Raw genomic sequence first — 22,741 nt, 5'->3', positions numbered from 1 at the left:
CGAACTTAAATTATACAAAGATTGTTAATAGCCAGGTGAAGCTGAGATAAACAATTTTCGTAGCTTATTTTCTTACTAACGTGTTGCCATGGAAATCAATTTGGATAGAAAACTGATTGATGAGCTCATTATACAGGGATACACTGTGTTGGTTTCTGAAAAGTGTTCTGCTGGGAACTACTGCTTGGTTAAGCCAAAAAAATGGGATCTGGAAGCGTGGAGTTGCCTGCCCTCTATGAAGAGCCAAGGAGATGAAGAGATTATCTTTTTGGACGATTTGTTGTTTTTTAACTGTAACGAGTTCAGCTATTATCGAGTGGTGAGCTGATTGCGGCGGCAGCGCTTCTACACCGATATTTGCAGCTGTAAACAATTCGGTTGCACTGCTTGTTTTTATCGAAAATTACCAGCTATGGACTACTTTGATGTCACCGTGGATAATAACGTGTATGTTATTAAGCCCGCGCTTAACGGATCGGAACTCTCTTTTACTACCGATGTCGATAACAGCGAGGTGCTGTTTAAAGATAATGGCGACGGCATAACGGCCATCACCACCAATGCCGACCTGGATCTTTCGCTACTCGAAAAAATTGCAAAGGAGATAGAAAGCTACACGGGATCCTAGTTGATTCTTCTCTAATGTGTTAATCTTTGCTTTGAGGAGCAACCGGTAGCTCTCTACGGCTCTATTTATTGTTAGCCCTTCTTTTGACGGGCTTTTTTAGAATCTCCCGGTTTTTTATATAGACATGTTTGATTTTTGAATTTTCAACATTCTTTTCGTCGATTTCAAAATGTTGGTTCAAAGATTTAAAAAATGGTGTTAATTTACTGAAGCCGTAAATACGGGGATCGAAATCGGGCTTTCTTTTGTTCAGCAAAGCACCCAGCTCAGCAAGGGAAGCCCAACCGCTCTCATCAGCCACATCGTCTATGGTATTCTTTATCAGTTTCAGAAAATTATTGCTGATGCTTTCGGCCTCATTACCGCGCAAAGCTTCCTTATCGGTCGTTTCTTTTCCTCTGGCCGGACCCTGTGCCGTCGCAGCGGCGGATTCATGGTTGTTGTAAAGAATCTCAATATAAATAAATTTATCACAAGCAGCGATAAAGGGCTTTGGTGTTTTCTTTTGGCCGATACCTAATACCACCTTTCCTGATTCTCTTAAACGAATGGCGAGCCTTGTGAAATCACTATCGCTGGAAACGATGCAGAATCCATCCACTTTTTGTGTATGCAGTATGTCCATGGCATCGATAATAAGCGCTGAATCGGTTGCATTTTTTCCGCTTGTATAACTGTATTGCTGTATTGGCGTGATTGCGTGGGTAAGCAAGGGTTCCTTCCAGCCAGCCACATAGTTGCTTGTCCAATCGCCATAAATCCTTTTGATAGAGGGAGTCCCATGTCTTTTAACCTCATCCAGAATGCCTTCTATCTTGGTGCTGGAGACGTTGTCGGCATCTATCAGCACAGCAATATTTAAGTCGGCACTTTCTTTTTTTACGCCCATACAGTTTTGTTTTATGTTAGCTACTTTCACTTAACAAAGAGCCATTTGTTCTTGTTGGTTCTTTTTCCGCGACTAGACAAATATATCATATTCTTTATAATAAGGTATAGGGTGTTGGGAGTGATTAGTTATCAGTTGTCAGTTGCCGGTTGTCAGTTATTAGTTGTCAGTGATTAGCTAACAACAGGCAACGAATAACCAACAAGGTGTAGGGTGTAAGGTTTAAGGCTTGGGGGCACTGGCATAAAAAAAACCGTGTTAATCTTACATTAACACGGCTTAAAACAATATCGCGAGTTGGATTAGGCCAACTTAACATTTACTGCGTTTGGACCTTTTTGGCCTTGTTGTACTTCGAATGAAACGTCGTCATTTTCACGAATACGGTCTTTCAATCCGGAACTGTGAACAAAAATCTCACGTCCGCCATCTTGTGGAGTAATAAAACCGAATCCTTTGGTTTCATTGAAAAATTTTACAATGCCTTTTTGCATGGTGTAATAAAATAAAATAAAAAAATAATATTAATTGCTATAAAGATAGGTATAAATATTTGATATACAAGTTTTTTTGACTTTTTATTTTGGCCGGGCAAATGAGATCGGCTTGATTGCAAGCGATTTTGCATCGCGTGCTGTTCCTTCCAGCTATAAAGCTTGCTGCCACCTTACAGACGATAGCGCAGTGAGATGGAATGCCAAATGGCCTGGGCGAAAGCCGGATCGTCGTCTGAGCCGCTAAACCGCCAATGCGATGGCGCTTTTTCTAAGGTTTGTACGATTCCGTCCAATAGGATTTTGACCGACGTATCCGTCTTTTTGATGTCTTTGTTCAGTATTCTGACTTCGTAGTCGATGTTTTTGAAAGTTACCCGTAGGGGTTGACTTTTGTAAGCGTATGTCTCGTCAGGTAATATAGTATCTTCCATAAAGCAAGCACAAAAATAATTTTTTCCTGAGTTTTTCCTCAATTGTTTTTAAAATCGTATACCTAGTTATTATTTTTGATGATTAACGGTGCCTCATTCTTTTTTTAATTTTCTGCTAAAAAGAATTTTGCGCAGGAGATGAAAGCCGTTTGTTAGCTTTCCGCTTTTTCTTAAGACAGGCAGGCTGAGCACAGCGAGTAAGGAGATCGCAGCAGCGGTGCCTAAAGCGCCGCCGTATCCGTTGAAAAAATTACTGGTATTAAGATACACGGTGCAAAAAACGATTCCGGCCGCCCCAATTAACAGGTAGTTCGAGATAAGGCGTGCGGAAACCATGCCTATAAATGAAGATCCGATGAAAACCAGCGGGATGTTTTTAGTGAGGTAAGGCGACAGAAGATTCGGAAAGAAAAAGAAGAATACGGCAACCACCAAGGAAAGTAAGGCGGATGAACGTACCGGCCCCTGTTTTAAACGCTCATTGAGGTAAAAGGTGCTTAGGGATGCTGTAAAGCTCACGATAAATAATAGCAAAAGGTTCATTTAGAATAATAGAAAAAACAGTAATGATGTAATGGTAACGCCGGCGAAAGCCAGCACGCCCAACTTGCCTCCAAGTCCGGAAAAAAGGCTTTTGGAAAGGATCATAAGCATAGCAGTGAAAACGCTTGCCGCCAATATAAAGAGCATGCCGGATGCTACGCTGGTGCTCGACATGCCAATAAAGGCTCCGCAATAGAAAGCGGGAGGAAGCTGCTTTAAATAGTGCGAACGTTTATTCAGGATTGGTAGAAATGAGGCGCTCGTGCCAACAATACTTGCTGCCAGGACCGGCCCCAGGTGGAGTATATTGTTGAGGTAATAAGCGCACAAGGCGCCTACAGGGATCCAAAGCACCACAAAAACGTGTTCGTATGCATGTTCATCGTGATGAAGGGGCGCTTTAAAGTAGCTGAGAATAAGGGCTAAGGAAATCAATATTATGAAGACGGGGATAAAGACGGTCTGATTATGCTCGAGAAGAATGGCGATAAGGAATAGGCTTTGAAGCGTTAATAGAAAGAGGATGAACGATATTCTAATGATTTTCTTCCAGTTCATTAAAGGATTTGTTTTATTGCGGTGCAAAATTAAGATAAAAACGACTAAAGACGGCCAGACTACCGTCATTCTCGCTTCTTATTATCAATTTGTTGTGAACAAATAGGGTGTCAAGTAGGTTTAAAAAACGTGGTTCGCAGATTGCACTTGCGTGGAATTACGACTCAAGTGTTATCGAGTCTTGAACAAATAAGCAATGTCAAAAGATCCAATTATGTGGTATTCACGAGGGATAGAAGATGTTCTTCATGAATTAAGGGTTAAGCCCGACGTGGGGCTTTCTGCTGCCGAGGCAAAGCGCCGGTTAGCGGAATATGGACCTAATGAAATAGAGCAGCATCGTAAGAAAAGCGTTTTTAAATTGTTTGTTGACCAGTTAAAGGACTGGTTAATTTATGTGCTGATGGCTGCCGTGCTGATCACGCTTTTTATGGGCGAGTATATCGATGCTATTATCATTACAGTGGTTATTCTATTGAACGCCGCTTTAGGTGTTTTTCAGGAGGTGAAGGCGGGTAATGCAATTGAAGCTCTTCAACGGATTGCAGCGCCGAAAGCATTGATTAGGCGCGATGGTGTGACAGTTGAGGTAGAAGCGAAGGAACTGGTGCCCGGCGATATAGTGGTATTGGATGCTGGGCGTGTGGTTCCTGCCGATTTGCGTCTGTTAACGAGTGTGCACTTGCAGATAGAAGAGTCGGCATTCACGGGCGAATCTTTGCCGAGTGAAAAGAGGGCCTCTGAACGGCTGACAGCGGCGGATACTCCCCTCGGCGACCGGATTAATATGGCTTATATGTCCACTTTAGTAAGCGCGGGCCGTGGTACGGGTGTGGTGGTTGCGACGGGCATGCATTCGGAAATGGGGGCAATTGCCAAACTTATAACAGCGCAAAGCGATGAAAAAACGCCTTTGGAGAAACGGCTCGATCACCTCGGTAAAATGCTGGGTAAAATAGCAATTGCCATTTGTGTAACGATTTTCATCATTGCGCTACTGCAACAGCGGGACGTCGTAGATATGTTTCTGCTATCGGTGTCGCTGGCAGTTGCGGCTATCCCCGAAGGCCTGGTGGCTATCGTGGCTATTGTGCTTTCCATAGGTGTGACGCTGATGTCGAGGAGGAATGCAATTATTCGTCGCCTGCCGGCAGTTGAAACGCTCGGTTCGGTAAACGTTGTCTGTTCGGATAAAACGGGTACCTTAACGCAAAACCGAATGACCGTCAGTCGGCACTTTGCCTTTGCTGAAGATGGAAAAGTGCCCGCTGAGCTGGCTAAAGCAATGGTCCTTTGTAATGACGCGACGCTTGCAAACGAAAAAGCGACCGGCGATCCAACGGAAGTGGCTTTGCTGTTATGGGCGGATACGCTTGGACTAAATCGAAAGGAGCTGGCTGCCGATAATGAGCGGATTGCTGAGCGGGCTTTTGATTCGGATAGAAAGCTCATGTCCACGCTCTATAAAAATGGCAATGATTACACGGTTTATACAAAAGGGGCGATTGATAACCTGATTTTGCATTGCAGCCACGTGCTTGAGGAGGGAGAGGTGCTGCCTTTAACAAATAAACATCGAGCGCAAATAGAAAAAGCGACATCCGAAATGTCGGCGAGTGCTTTGCGCACGTTAGGGGCTGCGTTTAAGGTGACCAATGCTTCGATCGGACCCGGAGAGATGGAGGAAGGATTGGTGTTATTGGGCTTGGTTGGCATGAGCGACCCGCCGAGGGAAGGCGTAAAAGAAGCGATTGCCACAGCGGGCAGCGCGGGTATTTCGACGGTCATGATCACGGGCGATCATAAAGCCACCGCTTTTGCTATTGCGAAAGAGTTGGGAATTGCTTCCCGTCAAGAGCAAGCCATAACCGGTCAAGAGGTGGAGGAGATGGCGGAAGACACTTTTGTTCAGGAAGTGAATAATTATCGTGTATTTGCGCGGGTGTCGCCCGAACATAAAGTGCGCATTGTGCGGGCCTTGAAAGCGAATGGAAATATTGTATCCATGACGGGCGACGGGGTAAATGATGCGCCGTCGCTGCAAGAAGCAGACATCGGCGTAGCGATGGGAATTACCGGAACCGATGTGGCTAAAAGCGCTGCCGATATCATTCTCACCGACGATAACTTCACAACGATCGTTAAAGCGATTGAGCTTGGACGGAATATTTACAGTAATATCAAAAAGTCGGTGGTGTTTTTATTGATGTGTAATTTAGGCGAGGTGATCGTGATGTTTTTGAGTTTTTTTGTTGGATGGCAGGCTCCTTTAATCGCTACCCAATTGTTATGGATTAATCTGCTGACCGATTCGTTACCCGCCGTTAGCCTAGGTATGGATCCCATCGACCACGATGTGATGAAAGAACAGCCGCGTAGTCCGAAAGAAAATTTTTTTGCCGGTGGCGCCGGCCTGCGGGTTTTGATAGGTGGATTATTGACGGGTACGGTCACAGCAGCGGCTTTTTGGTATGGGCACTATAGTCGCGGTGAAAGTCCCTTTCACTCTTCGGTGCCGGAGGAAGTACTGCGTTACGCACGAACGATTGCCTTTATGGTGTTGGTAGGCTGTCAATTGTTTTTAGCTTTTACCGTGCGCAGTTCGACAAAATCTGTATTTCAAATTGGCCTCTTTTCTAATAAATACCTAATCGGATCCGTTATTTTAGGCTTTTCACTGCAAATGCTCGTTTTATTTGTCCCGTTTTTAAGAGAAGCCTTTAAGCTGCAAATGATCAGCATCCAAGATGGATGGCTTATTGTCGGATTTTCTATATTACCTATGTTGTTGAGTGAGTTGAGAAAGTTAACTAAGAAGTTGTTTTAATTTATTCCTTTTATACTGTGTATGCGGGAGCTCCCGCACTTAGGGGCGATTGTGAAACAGGGATTGTCATTCGAATGTCTAATCGGTAAAAAGTGTTTGGCAAAGTGTGTCTTGTACACTATCTTTGTGTCATCATAATTTAGGTTTATAATTGGTTAGTTAAAGGCTTCAATCTCCCCGGTTGAAGCCTTTTTTTGCTTATTCCGGTATACTCACTTGCGACCGAGGGTTTTTTCTTTTGATCCTCCAAAGTACTGACCGACCACTATTGCGAAGTCTTTTCTTCTTTGAGTGACCGAATTACGCGACAAGGGTTCCCGGCAGCAAAAACATCGGAAGGAATATCTCTGGTTACGACACTGCCGGCGCCGATAATGGTCCGGTCGCCAATGCTTACGCCGGGGCAAATGACGGCACTTCCGCCGATCCAAACATCGTCGCCAATTGAAATCGGCTTGGCCGACTCTAATCCGGAAGCGCGTACTGCATAATCTGTGGGATGTGTAGCTGTGTACAGCTGAACATTTGGTCCGAAAAGGGTTCTGTTGCCTATGCGAACGTAGGTTACATCCAGTACGACACAATTGAAATTGAAAAACACATTTTCTCCCACAATCATATTTTCACCGTAATCGCAGTAGAAGGGCGGCTGTAACCACAGGTTCGCTCCGGCGTTTGGTATCAGCTTGCTTAATATTTCCTGTCTTTTTTCGGGTTCATCTTCCCGGCTGTTGTTCAGTTCCAGTAGCAATAAACGGCTGCGGGTCCGTGCGGCCACCAGCTCCTCATCAAGCGCGTTGTAGAGGTCGCCATTAAGCATTTTTTGTTTTTCTGTTTGCATAAAAACGGTTTGTTTTGGTGTTTAACCCAGAACACGCATTAGCTGATGAACTGCAATGAAATGCTCCTTTATATCCATTTCAATAGCTCATTCGCCATACCCCGGTATGTCTCGTTCTCTATTTCATGCCTGTTTGGATCATTCCCTTTCGTTTTAATTCCTAACGCGTAATCTGGGTTTAATTTGCGTATATAGGTAGTAACACTAGCCTGTAGCTTTTGGTTGCGAAAGAAGCACTTTTTGTGCGCAATATATTCGCAGTGCGCGGCTATGATCTTCCCTTACTTACTCGATTCCCTAAATGCCCAGGGCGTAGGTAATAATATTCATGGCGAACTGGGTATTGTCCTTTGCCAAGAATCGTTTGTTTCGGAAGTCGTAATCCCACTCGCATCCGTAATCTTTATTGCTGTATAGCACGCCCATTCGATCGTCAATGGAAATGGCTTTCAGGTAATCGTGTATCAGATCATCACCCCAACCATTTAACTCAAAACTCGTGTTGGGCGGGCCGTCCTTAAATTGGAAAAAACAGGAATATAAAGGATGATCATTGGGGATTTTTTTGAGCGACCCCGGTCCGAATAGGCTTTCCATCTGTTTTTCGAAGGATTGCGCAAAAAGACCGTCGATGTCGTGATTGCAATCGTCTACGAATACGAATCCGCCCTGTTCAACATAGCGTTTGAAATTACGGCCTTCAGCCTGATTGAATTGCACCAGTTTATGACCGCTCAGATAGCAAAAGGGATAACGGAAGAGCTCATCGCTGCTCAGATCGATCACCTTTTCTTCCAGATCAATGGGAATGGTGGTATATTCCAACAAGGAGTTGAGGATATTGGCAGGCATTCTCTGATCGGTGTCCCAGTCTCCGGATTGGTATTTGAGGCGAACAAAGGTGAACTTAGATTGCAGCATTTATATGTTTTTTGGTAAAACTGATTAAAAGTCGATATTTTTTTAACGTTTAACTGTAATTTTTTTGATAAAATTGACAAAAAATCGATTTTTTTGAGAATATGTTGTGGGATTAAAGCTTCTTTTCGATAATTTTAGCTCATACTTAAATTTTTGAGCCTTGAACGTATCAGAATCAGCCATCAAAGACGCCGTAGCGAGACTTCCTTTATTGAAAGACGAAATCCAAAAGGTTATTGTCGGACAGGATGAAATTATTGAAGAAATTATAATTGGTATGCTGGCGGGCGGCCACTGCCTTTTGGAGGGTGTGCCAGGTTTGGCCAAGACGCTATTGGTCCGAACAATGGCACAGGCGATGGATCTCTCTTTTCGGCGGATACAGTTTACGCCCGACCTGATGCCCGCAGACATTGTGGGCACTGAAATATTGGAAGAAGAGCGGGAAACGGGAAAGCATTTTTTTAAGTTTGTTCCCGGGCCGCTTTTTGCCAATATCGTGTTAGCTGACGAAATCAATAGAACACCACCTAAAACCCAGTCGGCCATGCTCGAAGCGATGCAGGAGTTTGAAGTCACCAACGCAGGCAAAACCTATCCGCTGGACAAGCCTTTCTTTATTTTGGCTACGCAAAACCCTATTGAACAAGCAGGTACCTATCCTTTGCCGGAAGCGCAGCTTGACCGCTTTTTATTATATGTTAAAATTGGTTATCCCTCGGCCGAAGAGGAGGTGAGGATATTGAGCAATACAACCGGTACGAAAAAGGCCGAAATACGGGCAATTATCGGTAAAGAGGAAATCAAATTACTGCAGCAGTTGGTGCGGGAGGTAAGTATAAGCGATCAGCTGATTGGCTATGTAAGTGAGATCATTCGGGCAACGCGCCCTGCAACTACAACCGTCCCATTTGTAAAGGAGTGGGTCGAGTGGGGTGCGGGGCCACGGGCAGGGCAGGCATTGATTCTGACGGCTAAGGCCCGCGCCTTATTCCATGGGCGCTATGCAGTAAGTCCGGCTGATATCGATGCGATGGCTTACCCGGTGTTGCGTCATCGCGTGCTAATGAATTTTCGCGCAGCTTCAGAAAATAAAAGCAGCGATTACTTAACCGAACAGTTACTAGGTGCAGTGGCCAAGTCGGCATTATCCTAATAGCGCTGTTATGAAGTATATTCCAGAACCAAAAACCATGGTGGCCATAAAGGATCTCTCTTTAGCGGCAAAGATGACCTTGGATAATTTCATGGCGGGATTGAACCGGAGTCGGGTGAAGGGAGAGGGAACGGAGTTTAGTCAGTACCGTCAGTACATGTCTGGAGACGACTTGCGTAATTTGGACTGGAAGGTACTGGCCCGGACAGGCCGGCACTATATCAAGCAGTCTGAACCGGAACAGAATATCGCCGTACACCTGATGCTCGACGCCAGTGCTTCCATGAAGCATGATTGTGGCAGCTACCAAAAGATTGATTATGCACGGTATCTTGCTGCTTGCTTGGCGCTGTTGGCTTATCGGCAGGGAGATAAAATTGGACTGTCCTTTTTTAATGAAACCGAGATAAAGCGGATCATGCCACAACAACATGCGCAGCAATTGCAGATCATTTATCAGTCGCTGTCTGCCCTGCAGGCAAATGGGCGCTTTGAAAACCGCGAGGGTTTTAAATGGTTGCTAGGGGCAAAACAGAAAGAGCTCATGGTTTTTATTACTGATTTTTATGAGCATGATGACGAGATTATGCGCTTAATCAAACTCTTTGTTGCCCTTGGGCACGAGGTGGTTATGCTGCACCTGATGGCTGCGAATGAGTTGGACGGCAGCTTTAAAAGCTATGACGCGTTAGAAGACGCTGAGACCGGTGAAATTGTGGTTCTGGGTTCGATTTCTCCTGAGAAGCATAAGCAATTGGTGGAATCCTACCTGAGTCGAAGTCGGCAAACGTTGCTGGAAAACAAGGTACATTACTGTATGGTTAATGCCAACGATCCGCCCGAGAAAGCACTGCGCGAATTTTTAATTTATAGAAATAGTCTAACAAGGCGATAAGCAATGCTTATGGAGTTTACATATCCTTTGGCGCTTCTCACAGCTTTCGGTATCCTATTGCCCATACTGATTCATCTTTGGAATAGGAAGCTGCATAAGGTCTTGGTGGTGGGAAGCGTGAAATATTTACAGGAAGGGAAAAAGCAACAGGTTAAGAAGTGGTATATTAAGGACTGGCCTCTCTTTCTATTGCGTTGCGCCTTGCTTTTGTGTCTGAGCTTGCTATTGAGCGATCCGAGAGTTAGTCGCGATGAGCAATGGAGCGGCGGAAAAGGTTGGGTGCTTTTAGGAAAGGGATACCAACAAGGACTGGACGAAAGGCAGCGGAAGCAGGTGGATTCTTTGCGGGAATTGGGATACGAATTAAGGGCCTTTGAAGACGGTTTCCGATCCCTTGAAGAGATTGATAAGGATACGGTAAAAGGGGTGCACGATGAATTTGCGCTGATCCAAAAGTTGGACGATCGCCTGCCGCGAGGCCATGCGGTATCGCTGTTTACAGCAGCTAGGGCAAAGGATTTACAGTCGCCGCTACCTGCGGTAAGTGTAGGCCTCACTTGGCAAAGTTTTGGGCGCCCGGACACTGCGGAACGTATCTGGGTGCAGAGGGCTTGGCAGGGGGTCAACGACACGATTATGCTGCTGCTGGGCCGTTCGTCTGTTGTTGGGACTTCCTTTGAATTGCAGGCGCTTCAGGAGGATGGCCGTCACCAGGGAATCGACCTGCAGGTAACGAACGGAACGCCGCAAGTAAAGTCGGCTATACAGAACGAGTGGATCGCTGTGGCGCAAGAACCCATGCGGATACAGCTCCTGACGGAGGCCGATAGATCCGACCGCCGTTATATTGAAGCGTTGGTGGCCTCCTTCGAGGCTTATACGTTTATGCCGATTACACTATCAGCCTACGCATCAGGAGAAGCGTGCGATTTTCTTTTTGATTTAAGAACGGAGGCCGACTCCTCGGCAGAATATGAAGAGGCCAAAACAGTGTTTCGTTATGCGAGGGGAGCGGAAGAGCAAGAGCCGCGGCTTGGCAATAAACTGCTTTACGCAAATCGCAGCGGGAACAGTGATTTTCCTGACTTATACAAATTTATCCCGCATGCTGATACAGCGAAGGCACTTTGGAGCGATGTATATGATCGCCCCGTGCTTACCGCCACGGAACGGAAAGGCCAATTGATGCTGACTTTTTACGGTCGCCTTGATCCGCAATGGACCAGCTTGGTTTGGTCGAAGGATCTGGTGGACTACCTCATCCCGCTGTTATTTCCCGAAAGTGTGCTGGCTGGTGTTCCCGAAGATAAGAGGATAAGTCGGTACGATTTGGGGGCTTATCAGGGACATATTAATCTGCCGACGGCTACTGCTAAGCGGAATCCGCCTCCTAGCTGGGTGTCACTCCGCGGAGCCTTGGTCTGGATAGCTTTGTTTTTATTCGGATGCGAGCGCATCCGAACGTATCGTAAAAAAAGAAAGGAGGTAGAAGATGGAATACACGCTGGGTAAACAGTGGCTTGAACACTATCGAGGGCGGCGGCGGATCTATCTGCTGCTGGCGCAAGCGCTCTACGCTTTAGGTGCTGCTTTGTTGTTAGCCAGTGTTATTGGTTTTGTCTATCCATTGCCTTGGTGGACGGTGTCACTTATGTTTTTGCTGGCGCTTGGGCGCTGCCTCTTCTTTTCGCGCCTGTGGAAAGCAACATTATTGGAGGTAGCTTTTTATCTGGACGCCAAGTTTCCGGAGCTGGAATACAGCGCCTCCCTTTTCTTGAAGCCAGGCTCCTCTTTGGGACTCTTGCAGCGTCTCCAGTTGCAGCGCCTGGAGGAGCGCATCCCTGCGCTGTCGCAGCGGCCGGAGGATGATTATAAAATGCTGAAGGTTCCCTTGCTGATCGCTTTAGTGGCAATTGGCCTGTATGCCCTGGGTAGCTCTTTTCAGCAGAAAACGCAGCAAGTTGCTGCCGAGCGGGAATTGGCCGTGCCAAAAAGGCGGGCAATGCCGGCGCCGGCGGCTTTTACCGATGCTTCGCTGCAAATTCGCTTTCCCCTTTATACGGGACTGCCGGAACAAAGGCAACATGATTTTGGCGTTTCGGCTCTGAAAGGATCTGTAGTGACGTTGCGCTTGCGGGCAAATAAACGGATGAAAACCGTTAAGTTATTGTTTAATGCGAAGAAGGAGGTGTTGCTTCATCAAAAGGATAGCCTGCATTGGGAGACTTCCTTTAAGATGGAAGCAAGCGGCTTTTACCAGATACAGTACGAAGGGAAGGCTTCTGCACTCTATCCCATTGACGTGATACCCGACCGGCCGGTGAGTATACAGGTGACGCAGCCGAACGCACATACAACCATTGAACCGGGCTATCCGGCTAAGGTGGGATTGGAGGCCTTGTTAACAGACGATTATGGCATTAAAGATGCAGCATTGGTGGCCACCACATCCAGCGGTAAAGGTGAAAGTGTTCGTTTTAGCTCCAGGGAGATTGCACTGAAGGGCGCGGGTGGAAAGCAGTTGCGCGCCAAACAGACGATTGGACTGCAAGCCTTGGGAATGAAACCGGGCGATGAACTTTACTTTTACATCCGGGCAAAAGACCTGGCTGATCAGGAAAGCCGATCGGATATGTATGTCGTGACTTGGCAGGATACTACGGAACTGATGAGTTTATCGGGTATGGTCTCGGCGTCGGATGTGCAGCCGGAATATTTCAGAAGCCAAAGGCAGATTATCATCGATATTGAGAAGCTCTTGGCCGAAGCTCCAAAGCTTAGTAAAGTCGTCGCGCAGCAGCGGAGCAATAACATCGGAATCGACCAGAAGTTGCTGCGTTTGCGCTATGGACAATTTTTAGGGGAGGAAGCGGAAGAAGGCGGCGGGGGTGAGCATGAGCACGAACATGACCATGGTGCGGAGGGAGAAGGACATGAGGAAGCGCATGGCCAACAGGCTGTGCCGGAGGATATTGAAACCTTGAAGGACCAGTTTACGCATCATCACGACCGTGCAGAGGATGCGACCTTTTTTACGCCCGGCCAAAAGACGCAATTGAAGGCTACCTTGACTGAAATGTGGAATGCCGAACTTAAATTGCGCACCTATGAGCCGCAAGAGGCCTTGCCTTATGCTTATAAGGCGCTGCGTCTGTTAAAGGATCTGCAACAGCAATCGCGCACCTACGTCGCAAAGGCTCCCTCCAAGCCAACCGCTTTGAAACCGGAGAAAAGATTAACGGGCGATTTGGTGGATATTGTTGAACCGATGGTTAATAAAGGGCTGCCGCCTAAGGACGAAAGCACTTTGGTGCAACAGCGCTTGAGAAAAGCCTTGGCTTATCTCAGTAACCGGCGAGAGGCTGGTGTATTGGATAGGGAAGGGCTTGCTTTGCTTCATGCTGTTCAAGGTGAACTGATCGATGGCGCCAGCAGGGCACCGGGAAAATACCTCAGTGCACTGAAAGTGCTACGCGAGATCGATGAAAAGGAGGGGGTGTATGCCCTTGGCGATATACGGGTTTTGGCCACTGCCATACAGGAACTTCTTCCCTTGATGCCGTATCAGCCTGCCATGAAAAAGGTAACACAACGAGAAAATATATATAATAGCTATTTAAATTTAATCAGTAACCCATGACCTTGACGCTGCCCGCCATCCTTTTTATAGCTCTTGTCGTCGTCCTCCTCGTTTATATCGTGTTGAAGGAGCGGACAATGGTGAGCCGCGTTCCGCTGGCCGTGCGCTATGCTGCGGCCGCGGTGGCTTTGGCTTCTTTAGTAGGGCTTGCACTTCCTTTTCGGTATCAGAAGCGGGTATCACAGGCGACTGACCATCGGGTACAATTGCTTACAACCGGCACCGATGTGTCTCTTGTGGATAGCCTGAAGGCGTTGGGAGATTGCTATACCACCGATGCAATACTGGCTAAGGAAAAGGCTTTGCCCTTTGTTGCCGATTGGCAGGAATGGACGGCTGCGCATAAAAATGCTCATATTTCCATACATGGCTTCGGATTGCCGCTTACAAGATTACGGCGTATCCATCCGGAACATGGAGACTATCGGGACGGGCCGTCACCGGCAGGCTTGCTTTTTGCGCAGTGGGATCAGGAAATACCTAGCGGTGGTGATTGGGTGTTACATGGGAGGTATCGGAATGCTACTGGAGAGCAGGCGAAACTCTATCTGTTCAGCGCAGCGCAGGCGGTGGATTCGGTGATATTACCTCAAGGACAGGAAAGCGTCTTTGACTTGTCTTACCAGCCCAAACAGGAAGGACGGACCTTGTTAGATCTTGTTGCGGTTGTGGGAAAGGACACCTTACAGCATGAACAGGTGCCGCTGCTTGTGAAGGCGCCGCAGGCGGTTTCGGTTCTCTTAATGGCGTCTTCGCCATCGTTTGAGTATAAATTTCTCTATAACTGGCTTCGCGATAGCCGGTATGAAGTGATCTACAGAGCTAGAATCAGTAAGGATAAATTCTTGTATGCGTCTACTGCGGTGCTGCCTGAACGGGAGAGAAAGATAGACGCCCGTATGTTGGAAAAGACGGATCTGCTGGTGATCGATGAGACGGAATGGCAGCAGCTGGGGGCTTTGGAGCAAGCGGCGGTAGGACGGGCTGCGGCGAAGGGCATGGGGATTATCTTGATGATCGGAGAGGAATCGCCGCAGACGAAAATGGGAAAATTATTTGCTTGGAAGGGTTTAGTGAAAGCCGGCGAACAGCGGTTGCGTCTAAAAGATCGGAATGGAGTTGAAACGCGCCCTTTATCGACCAGCGACATAGTGGCTTTATCTAACGATGGACGGGCGCTGCCTTTATTTTATGCTGATGGACACATAGTGGCAGCTGCGCGCATGCAGGGGGCGGCCCGCGTTACGGCACTCACCTTGCGCGATACCTACAGCTGGTGGTTGCAGGGGGAAGAAAGAACGTATACAAAGTTTTGGAGTCAGCTGTTGTCTTCCAGTTTGCCCGAGCAAAAGAATGTTGTAAACTATATACAATGGCCTGCCTTACCGAAGAGCCAAGACTGGGCGCGCTTGGTGGTAAAGGGCGTGGAAAAGGCAAGTTTGGCTAGCCTGGAGAGCTATAACGCGCCCATGGTTTCGGACCCCTGGATTCCAAGCACACGCGAATTTGCCTTTTGGTCGAACGGTAGCGGGTGGCAAGAATTGGCTGTCGGAAAGGATACGCTTGCTTTCTACGTGTTTAAGGATGACGACTGGCAGGCTTGGCAATACAGTGAGCAGATTAAGCAGAATAAGAATTACTTTTTTAAACGTTATGAAGAAGGGTCGACCGAAAATTCGGTGAACATTGTCGATGAGGAGGTGCCAAAATGGATTTTTTATGTGATTTTCTTTGTTGCGGTGGCGTTTTTGTGGTATGCTTCGCGTAATTACAACTAAAATGTTATTTTTATTGTGTACTTATTGTGATAAAAAAGCAATATATTGGGATAGATTTTGAAATTTATTGCCTTGAACGGGAATTTATGGTTTAAACTATATACTAGACATAAAAATTGAATAGAAAAAATTTTATTAGGGCATCAGGACTAGGCCTAGGTGCTTACCTGTTAGGAGATTTGCCTGCTTTTGGAAGAACAATTGCGCCGGAAGCTGCGTTAGAGCGATTAGAAGTTGGTAAAAAGAAGGAGTTGGCAGATATTGCGCTGCAGGAGGCTCGGGCGAAGGGCGCCAGTTATGCCGATGTACGAATTGGTCGTTACCTGAATCAGGCAATTTTTACACGAGAAAAACAGGTTAGAAACATGGCGAATACCGAGTCTTATGGAATCGGTATCCGGGTGTTGGTAGACGGCTGTTGGGGTTTTGCAGCGACCGACAGGATGAGCAAAGAGAGCATTGCCCAGACGACCGGATTAGCAGTTGCCATAGCCAAGGGCAATGCGCGTTTTATGACCGAACCGGTGCAATTAGCGCCGCAGAAGGGAGTGGGGGACGTCTCTTGGAATACGCCTATCGAACGGAACGCGTTTGAAGTGCCTATTGCGGATAAAATTGACTTACTGATGGAGGCAAATGCGGCGGCCATGAGTAACGGCGCCAGTTTTGTGACCTCTACCTTGATGATGGTGAACGAGCAAAAGTATTTTGCAAATACAGACGGCTCCTACATCGATCAGGACATTCACCGTATTTGGCCAACCTTTACAGTGACGGGTGTCAATAAGGCGTCGGGAAAGTTTGAAAGTAGGGACGCACTCAGTGCTCCGCGCGGTATGGGCTATGAGTACCTCACTGCCGGTCGGCCTTACCAAGTCGGTGGCAGTCCGGTGGCGCTTTATAAAGATCACTACGATCTGGTGGCCGATGCTGTAGCGGCGGCTAAGCAGGTGAAAGAAAAGTTCAACGCCAAATCGATACAGCCAGGGAAATATGATTTGGTTTTGGATCCTACCCATCTGGGCCTTACTATCCATGAATCAACCGGCCACCCGACAGAACTGGACAGGGTGCTGGGTTATGAAGCGAATTATGCAGGTACGAGCTTTTTGACGCTTGATAAATGGAAGTCGGGCAAGTTCAATTACGGAAGCAAGTTGGTAAACGTTGTTGCTGATCGCTCTCAGAAGGGATCTTTGGGCGCAGTTGGATACGATGATGAAGGTGTGCCGGCGCAGCAGTGGGACATTATTAAAGATGGTATTCTGGTTAATTACCAAACCATTAGAGACCAGGCTCATATCATTGGCTTAGCAGCCTCACAAGGTTGTTGCTATGCAGATAGCTGGAATAGCATCCAGTTTCAACGTATGCCAAATGTGTCGTTACAGCCGAATCCTCAGCAGCGTTCTGTGGAAGATCTGATCAAGGACGTAGAGAAAGGGATTTACATCATGGGGAGAGGCTCTTATTCCATCGATCAGCAGCGCTATAATTTTCAGTTTGGCGGACAGCTGTTTTACGAGATCAGTCAAGGAAAAATTGTAGGCATGTTGAAGGACGTGGCTTATCAATCTAATACACAGGAATTCTGGAACTCGATGGTGGATATTGCTGATAAGGAAGATTATCGTCTTTTCGGAACCTTTTCGGACGGAAAAGGGCAGCCCTCGCAAGCGAGCGCTGTATCACATGGCTCGTCAACGGCTCGGTTCAACGGGGTTAATGTCATCAATACGGCGCGTAGTATTGGTTAACTGAATGAAAGCTTCCAACGGAAATTACCATCACAATACAAATGAACAATTATGAAAAGGAAAGATTTTCTTTATTACTCTGCCTTGGGCATGGGCTCCCTGTTGTTGCCCAACTCGAGTCTTTTTGCACGGCCTATTGATCCTTTGGAGGCCCTGAATGAAAGGATCGATGTTGCTACAAAAAAGGAACTGGCGGATGTGGCGCTAAATGCTGCTAAAGCGAAAGGAGCTACTTATGCCGATGTGCGGATTGGCCGTTACCTGAATCAGTACGTATTTACGCGCGAGAAGCGTGTTCAGGGCATTTCGAATACGGAGTCCTACGGCGTAGGCATCCGCGTGATTGCCGACGGCTGCTGGGGTTTTGCGGCCAGTCACCGCGTCACCAAGGATGACATTGCGCAAACTGCCGCGCTGGCGGTGGCGGTAGCAAAAGCGAATGCAAAACTACAAACAGAGCCAGTAAAGTTGGCACCGCAGGAAGGATATGGGGAAGTGAGTTGGAAGGCTCCCATAGCGGTCAATACGTTTGAGGTGCCCATTAAGGACAAAGTAGATCTATTGATGCAGGTGAATGATACAGCCATGCAAAACGGGGCGAATTTTGTGAATTCGATGATTGCGGCGGTAAACGAGCAAAAATATTTCGCCAGTACCGAAGGATCCTATATTGATCAGGATATTCACCGTATTTATCCGAATTTCAATGTCACCCGTGTAGATCGGCAATCGGGTAAATTTCAGACGCGAAATGCCTTAAGCTCCCCCATGGGTATGGGTTATGAGTATCTGCAACCACGGCCGGAAGATAAGGTGGCGGGTTTGGTTACCCGCTACAAGGGACGGTACGATATGTTGGGCGATGTAAGGGAGGCGGCACAGAACGTAGCTGAAAAAATTAAGGCCAAATCGGTAGAGCCTGGTAAATATGATGTCGTGCTCGACCCTTCGCACTTATGGTTAACCATCCATGAATCGGTTGGCCATCCCACTGAATTGGATCGGGTATTGGGCTATGAGGCGAATTATGCCGGAACGAGCTTTCTGACTCTTGATAAATGGAAGTCGGGCAATTTTAATTTCGGCAACGAAAAAGTGAATATAGTAGCGGATAAAACGCAAGTAGGATCGCTCGGTGCTGTGGGCTATGATGATGAGGGGGTGAAGTGCAAGCAGTGGGACTTGATCAAGAACGGTATTTTAGTGAATTACCAAGCTATTCGTGATCAGGTGCATATACTGGGTGGCACAGAATCGAACGGTTGTTGCTACAGTCAGGGCTGGGACGATGTTCAATTCCAGCGTATGCCGAATGTATCCTTGATGCCGGGCAAGGAAAAATTGTCGGTCGATGATATGATCAAGGATGTGGAAAGAGGAATTTATATTGTGGGGAACGGTAGTTTCTCGATTGATCAGCAGCGCTATAATTTTCAGTTTGGCGGACAGCTGTTCTATGAAATCAAGGATGGTAAGGTTGTAGGCATGCTTAACGATGTTGCCTATCAATCGAATACCCAGGAGTTTTGGAATTCATGCGCAGCAATCTGCGATGAATCAGATTATCGCTTAGGTGGTTCGTTTAATGACGGGAAGGGACAGCCATCACAGAGCAGTGCCGTGTCGCATGGAAGTGCAACAACACGATTTACAGGAGTTAACGTAATTAATACAGCAAGAAATATTTAATATCATGGCTATTTTAAGTAAAGAAGAAGCGCAAGCAATCTTAAAGAAAGTGATTGGCTATTCCACTTCTGATGAATGTATGGTTTCATTAAGGGGTGCACAGGAAGGCAACATTCGATATGCGCGGAATGCCGTTTCTACAGCGGGTGAGTCCAGTACCATGGATTTGTCGGTCAGTGCTGTATATGGCAAACGTGTGGGAACGGCTTCTATCAATGAGTTTGATGATGAGTCTTTGCAGAAGGTGGTGAAACGGGCCGAAGAGCTTGCTAAATTGGCTCCGGAAAATCCGGAATATATGCCGGCGCTCGATCCGCAACAATATGAAGAGTCGCCGACATATGTGGAAAGTACGGCGGCTATCGATCCTTTAAAAAGGGCGGAAATGGTGGGGGACAGTCTGGCCGTATCCAAGGCCGACAGTTTGGAAGCTGCAGGTTTTTTGAACAATAGCAAGGGCTTTCGCGCTATTATGAATTCAAAAGGTCTTTTTGCCTATAATAAAAGCACAGACGTTTCTTTCTCGGTAACGATACGAAATCAAGAGGGAACCGGTTCAGGTTATGTAAGCAATAGCTTCAACGATGTGGCTAAGCTGGATACGGGAGCTTTGAGTAAAATCGCGGCCACCAAGGCAAAAACATCGGCGGGCGCGCGTGCTATTGAGCCCGGAAAATATACAGTGATTCTTGAGCCGTTAGCGGTTAGTGATATGGTGGGCTGGCTGGCAAGAGGCTTTGATGCCCGTAGTGCCGACGAGGGGCGCAGCTATATGAGTAAAAAAGGGGGCGGCACCCGCTTGGGCGAGCAACTTTTTGATGAGAAAATATCGATCTACACCGATCCGACGAACCCTGAATTGCCATCGGCGACTTGGGATATGGAGGGCGTGCCTGTGAAGAAAACGACTTGGGTTGAAAATGGCGTGGTGAAAAACTTGGAATACTCCCGGTATTGGGCTGCACAACAGGGCGTTGAACCGCTTCCTTTTGGTGCTGGCGGACGTGGTTTTGGTGGTGGCGGTGGACTAATTATTCCGGGAGGCAGCGCTTCCTTGGAAGAAATGATCAGTACGACAGAACGTGGCGTTTTAGTTACCCGCTTCTGGTATATCCGATCCGTTGATCCGCAGACGCTTTTACTTACCGGGCTTACCCGCGATGGTACTTTTTACATTGAAAACGGTAAAATACAGTTTCCGGTAAAGAATTTCCGTTTCAACGAAAGTCCCGTGATTATGTTGAACAATGTGGAGGAGCTCGGAAAAACCGTGCGTAGCGGCAATATATTGGTTCCGCCAATGAAAATCCGCGACTTTACCTTTACTTCTTTATCGGATGCGATTTAAGGAATAACCGGCAGGAGGTAAAGGGCGCTGTCACCATGTTTGTCGAAGACAAACTCGGTGACAGCTTTTTTTATATTTATTAGGCTGCATTGTAGCATGCCTTGGGATTTATGATTTTTCCAGTTCCTGCACAAAGTCTTTTCCCCAGTAGCTTACGTCAAAGTGAGATACGGCTTCGAAGGAACGTTGTATCCGGATTTCTTTTTCCTGTACATCCATCATCAGGGCTTTTAGTAGTGATTCGATCATGCTTTTCCGGTCGTAAGGATTAGTAAGGATGGCATAAGGTAGTTCTACTGAGGCTCCGGCGAATTCGGATAATACCAGTGCGCCGTCGAAATCCTTCAGCAATCCCTTTGCAGCGATGTATTCTTTTGCGACCAAATTTAAGCCGTCCCGTAAGGGAGTGATCCAAGCAATATCACTGATTCCATAGTAAGTTACGACTTCGTCAAAGGGTAACGAGCGGTAGAAATATTGGATAGGTAGCCAATCCATTGTAGCGTATTTACCGTTGATTTCACCTATGGCCTGATTCAGTTGGTCTCCGATTTGATCATAGATTTTCATGCCTTGCGAAGGAGGTGTACAGATATTGATCAGTTCAATTTTACCTCTGTATTCGGGATAATCTTTCAGGAACTGGCCAAAAGCCTTTATTTTTTCCAACGGACCCTTTACATAATCCAAGCGCTCCACCGAAAGAATGGTTTTTATGCCTTTGTTTTGCTTGTTTTCTTGCATGCGCTTGATGTTCTGTTTGACTTTAGACACAGCCAATGAGCGTTTGATGCTCGCCATATTGACGCCAACGGGTTGGGCGCCCAAGCGGATTTTTCGACCTTCTACTTCAATGATTTTGGTCATGCTCTCTACCCCTAAAGCACAGCTATAGGTGAGGAACTGTTTAGCGGCTTTGATCGATTTTACCACTCGGAAGGGGACGTGGCTCCTGAGTACATCGATGAAATTTTCGACATAACGCGGTATATGGAAACTGATAAAATCGCAAAGCAGCAGGGAGCCCACTATTTCCCTTCGCCAGGGCAGGATATTGAATACATCCGCACCTGGAAACGAGGTGTGATGGAAAAAACCGATTTTTAAATCGGGCCGTAGGGGTTTTAAATAGGCAGGAACCATCCATAGATTGTACTCGTGTATCCAAACGAGCGCGCCATGGTCGGCTTCGCGCGCAATGCGCTCGGCAAAAATTTTGTTGATGTGCAGGTAGTGGTTCCAGTCCTCATGATTAAACTTCGCTTTATCCACAAAGGAGAAGATGGTGGGCCAGAAGGCTTCTTTTGAAAATACGCGGTAAAATTGATCGATATCTTTCTTCGACAAGGAGATGGTAGCACTCCAAAGCTTCGGATACTTCTGTTCGTCGATAAGCTGGTTGGCGATTTCTTTGTCGTCTTTCTGCTGTACTTCTTCGCCGATCCAGATCCCTGATCGTCCGTTCTCAAAAAGTCCCAATAGTGAAGGGATGATGCCATTCGGGCTTTTAGGTGCATGCCGTACAGTCTGGCCTTTGATGACGGACTTTTCATAGGGCAATCGGTGGTATACGATAACCAATTGGTTTTTTGCTGTTTTCGGTTTTGCTTTTGCTATGTTCTGCTGTGAAAACAGTTTACGAAAAGCATCTAGCCGTTGCATTGCCTCGATAATACCACCGGCCCCTTGTTGCTTCGCGTGGTATACATCCTTATTGTTGCTCGTTGCTTCGGTCAAAGCCGCTTCGGAAGCGCCAACGGCGACGCCCTTACAACCTATTTGGAACATTGCCAGATCGTTCATGGTATCGCCCGCTACTAAAACCTCTTCGTCAGCTACGCCTAACAGGTTGATCAATTTACGGAGCGTACTTCCTTTGTTTACCCCTTTGGGAAGGAAATCCAAGTATTTATCGACGGAGGTGATGACGTCCAGATTCTTCTTTTCTGCAATGTCCATCACCATTTCTAAATCGGTTTCTTTCGAATAGTAAAATGACCTTCTGCGTTGCTGCGGAACTTCCTGCACTTGAATGCCCTCAACCTGCGAAAGTTGTTTCTGTAAATCGAAAACTTCGGTCCAATTACGCTCAATTTCAGATTGAATAGGTTCGATTTTATCCAGTGTGTGTCCGTTAACTATGGTGGCGCCTACATCGGCAATGATGTAATCGGGAGTAGGGATAAGGGGGTCGTTCAGTAAAGGGATAACCGTTTCAAGTCCCCGTCCAGTAACGAATACAAGGGTAAAACCCTTTGCTTCCTTAATGAGCCGATAGAGCTCCATTCTTTTATCCATATCTCCACCTAAGAATGTTCCGTCTAAGTCTGTTGCTAATATCAT

General features: G+C 46.8%; 19 protein-coding genes. 11 read left to right on the top strand and 8 right to left on the bottom strand.

Features of this window, described 5'->3' with window-relative positions; all coding sequences use genetic code 11:
* Nucleotides 1-88: 88 nt before the first annotated feature.
* Together EPX21_RS20690 and EPX21_RS20685 are read left to right on the top strand one after the other, a co-directional pair.
* Nucleotides 89-328: a hypothetical protein gene (locus tag EPX21_RS20690; protein ID WP_134091565.1), complete on the top strand. Its 240-nt coding sequence runs from the start codon at nucleotides 89-91 to the stop codon at nucleotides 326-328.
* Between the two features lie 84 nt (nucleotides 329-412).
* Nucleotides 413-628 (top strand): hypothetical protein, encoded by a 216-nt coding sequence (locus EPX21_RS20685; RefSeq protein WP_134091564.1) that lies wholly within the window; start codon nucleotides 413-415, stop codon nucleotides 626-628.
* 61 nt (nucleotides 629-689) lie between these two features.
* On the opposite strand, the gene EPX21_RS20680 is transcribed toward EPX21_RS20685, so the two are convergent.
* The 5 genes from EPX21_RS20680 to EPX21_RS20660 form a co-directional block, all read right to left on the bottom strand.
* Complete coding sequence (locus EPX21_RS20680) at nucleotides 690-1,517, bottom strand: NYN domain-containing protein (RefSeq protein WP_134091563.1); 828 nt, start codon at nucleotides 1,515-1,517, stop codon at nucleotides 690-692.
* Between the two features lie 302 nt (nucleotides 1,518-1,819).
* Nucleotides 1,820-2,011: a cold-shock protein gene (locus EPX21_RS20675; RefSeq protein ID WP_134091562.1), complete on the bottom strand. Its 192-nt coding sequence runs from the start codon at nucleotides 2,009-2,011 to the stop codon at nucleotides 1,820-1,822.
* Nucleotides 2,012-2,184: 173 nt separating this feature from the next.
* On the bottom strand, nucleotides 2,185-2,445 hold the full coding sequence (locus EPX21_RS20670) for a hypothetical protein (protein WP_134091561.1): 261 nt from the start codon (nucleotides 2,443-2,445) through the stop codon (nucleotides 2,185-2,187).
* 93 nt (nucleotides 2,446-2,538) lie between these two features.
* Nucleotides 2,539-2,988 (bottom strand): hypothetical protein, encoded by a 450-nt coding sequence (locus EPX21_RS20665; protein WP_134091560.1) that lies wholly within the window; start codon nucleotides 2,986-2,988, stop codon nucleotides 2,539-2,541.
* A complete protein-coding gene (locus EPX21_RS20660) occupies nucleotides 2,989-3,546 on the bottom strand; it encodes a hypothetical protein (protein ID WP_134091559.1) in 558 nt (185 codons plus the stop codon).
* Nucleotides 3,547-3,760: 214 nt separating this feature from the next.
* Between EPX21_RS20660 and EPX21_RS20655 the strand changes: the two genes are divergently transcribed.
* Nucleotides 3,761-6,373 (top strand): cation-translocating P-type ATPase, encoded by a 2,613-nt coding sequence (locus EPX21_RS20655; RefSeq protein WP_134091558.1) that lies wholly within the window; start codon nucleotides 3,761-3,763, stop codon nucleotides 6,371-6,373.
* A gap of 265 nt (nucleotides 6,374-6,638) precedes the next feature.
* Here the strand turns inward: EPX21_RS20655 and EPX21_RS20650 are convergent, their stop codons facing one another.
* Together EPX21_RS20650 and EPX21_RS20645 are read right to left on the bottom strand one after the other, a co-directional pair.
* The gene (locus EPX21_RS20650) at nucleotides 6,639-7,214 is read right to left on the bottom strand and encodes a sugar O-acetyltransferase (protein WP_134091557.1); all 576 of its coding nucleotides are present in this window, start codon (nucleotides 7,212-7,214) and stop codon (nucleotides 6,639-6,641) included.
* Nucleotides 7,215-7,511: 297 nt separating this feature from the next.
* Nucleotides 7,512-8,135, bottom strand: a complete 624-nt coding sequence (locus EPX21_RS20645; RefSeq protein ID WP_134091556.1) for a DUF4159 domain-containing protein — start codon at nucleotides 8,133-8,135, stop codon at nucleotides 7,512-7,514.
* A gap of 160 nt (nucleotides 8,136-8,295) precedes the next feature.
* On the opposite strand from EPX21_RS20645, the gene EPX21_RS20640 reads away from it, so the two are divergent.
* From EPX21_RS20640 to EPX21_RS20605, 8 genes are all read left to right on the top strand, one after another.
* Nucleotides 8,296-9,291 (top strand): MoxR family ATPase, encoded by a 996-nt coding sequence (locus EPX21_RS20640; RefSeq protein ID WP_134091555.1) that lies wholly within the window; start codon nucleotides 8,296-8,298, stop codon nucleotides 9,289-9,291.
* 10 nt (nucleotides 9,292-9,301) lie between these two features.
* Nucleotides 9,302-10,186, top strand: a complete 885-nt coding sequence (locus EPX21_RS20635) for a DUF58 domain-containing protein (RefSeq protein ID WP_134091554.1) — start codon at nucleotides 9,302-9,304, stop codon at nucleotides 10,184-10,186.
* Between the two features lie 9 nt (nucleotides 10,187-10,195).
* The gene (locus EPX21_RS20630) at nucleotides 10,196-11,698 is read left to right on the top strand and encodes a BatA domain-containing protein (protein WP_166670839.1); all 1,503 of its coding nucleotides are present in this window, start codon (nucleotides 10,196-10,198) and stop codon (nucleotides 11,696-11,698) included.
* A complete protein-coding gene (locus EPX21_RS20625; protein WP_134091552.1) occupies nucleotides 11,679-13,826 on the top strand; it encodes a DUF4175 family protein in 2,148 nt (715 codons plus the stop codon). Before EPX21_RS20630 ends, EPX21_RS20625 begins: the two co-directional genes overlap by 20 nt.
* Nucleotides 13,823-15,604 carry a hypothetical protein gene (locus EPX21_RS20620; RefSeq protein WP_134091551.1) on the top strand — a complete coding sequence of 594 codons (1,782 nt, stop codon included), beginning with the start codon at nucleotides 13,823-13,825 and terminating at the stop codon, nucleotides 15,602-15,604. Before EPX21_RS20625 ends, EPX21_RS20620 begins: the two co-directional genes overlap by 4 nt.
* A 116-nt stretch (nucleotides 15,605-15,720) precedes the next feature.
* The gene (locus EPX21_RS20615) at nucleotides 15,721-17,361 is read left to right on the top strand and encodes a TldD/PmbA family protein (RefSeq protein WP_134091550.1); all 1,641 of its coding nucleotides are present in this window, start codon (nucleotides 15,721-15,723) and stop codon (nucleotides 17,359-17,361) included.
* A 51-nt stretch (nucleotides 17,362-17,412) separates the two neighbouring features.
* Nucleotides 17,413-19,050 carry a TldD/PmbA family protein gene (locus EPX21_RS20610; protein WP_134091549.1) on the top strand — a complete coding sequence of 546 codons (1,638 nt, stop codon included), beginning with the start codon at nucleotides 17,413-17,415 and terminating at the stop codon, nucleotides 19,048-19,050.
* A gap of 4 nt (nucleotides 19,051-19,054) precedes the next feature.
* Nucleotides 19,055-20,398, top strand: coding sequence for a TldD/PmbA family protein (locus EPX21_RS20605; protein WP_134091548.1), 1,344 nt, complete (start codon nucleotides 19,055-19,057; stop codon nucleotides 20,396-20,398).
* A 108-nt stretch (nucleotides 20,399-20,506) separates the two neighbouring features.
* Here EPX21_RS20605 and ggpS read toward each other — a convergent pair whose 3' ends face one another.
* Nucleotides 20,507-22,741: a glucosylglycerol-phosphate synthase gene (gene ggpS / locus EPX21_RS20600; protein ID WP_134091547.1), complete on the bottom strand. Its 2,235-nt coding sequence runs from the start codon at nucleotides 22,739-22,741 to the stop codon at nucleotides 20,507-20,509.

The organism is Olivibacter sp. XZL3, assembly GCF_004368405.1.
GTDB lineage: Bacteria > Bacteroidota > Bacteroidia > Sphingobacteriales > Sphingobacteriaceae > Olivibacter.
The sequence above is the reverse complement of the archived record's forward strand: the minus strand, read 5'-3'. Positions and strand labels throughout refer to the sequence as shown.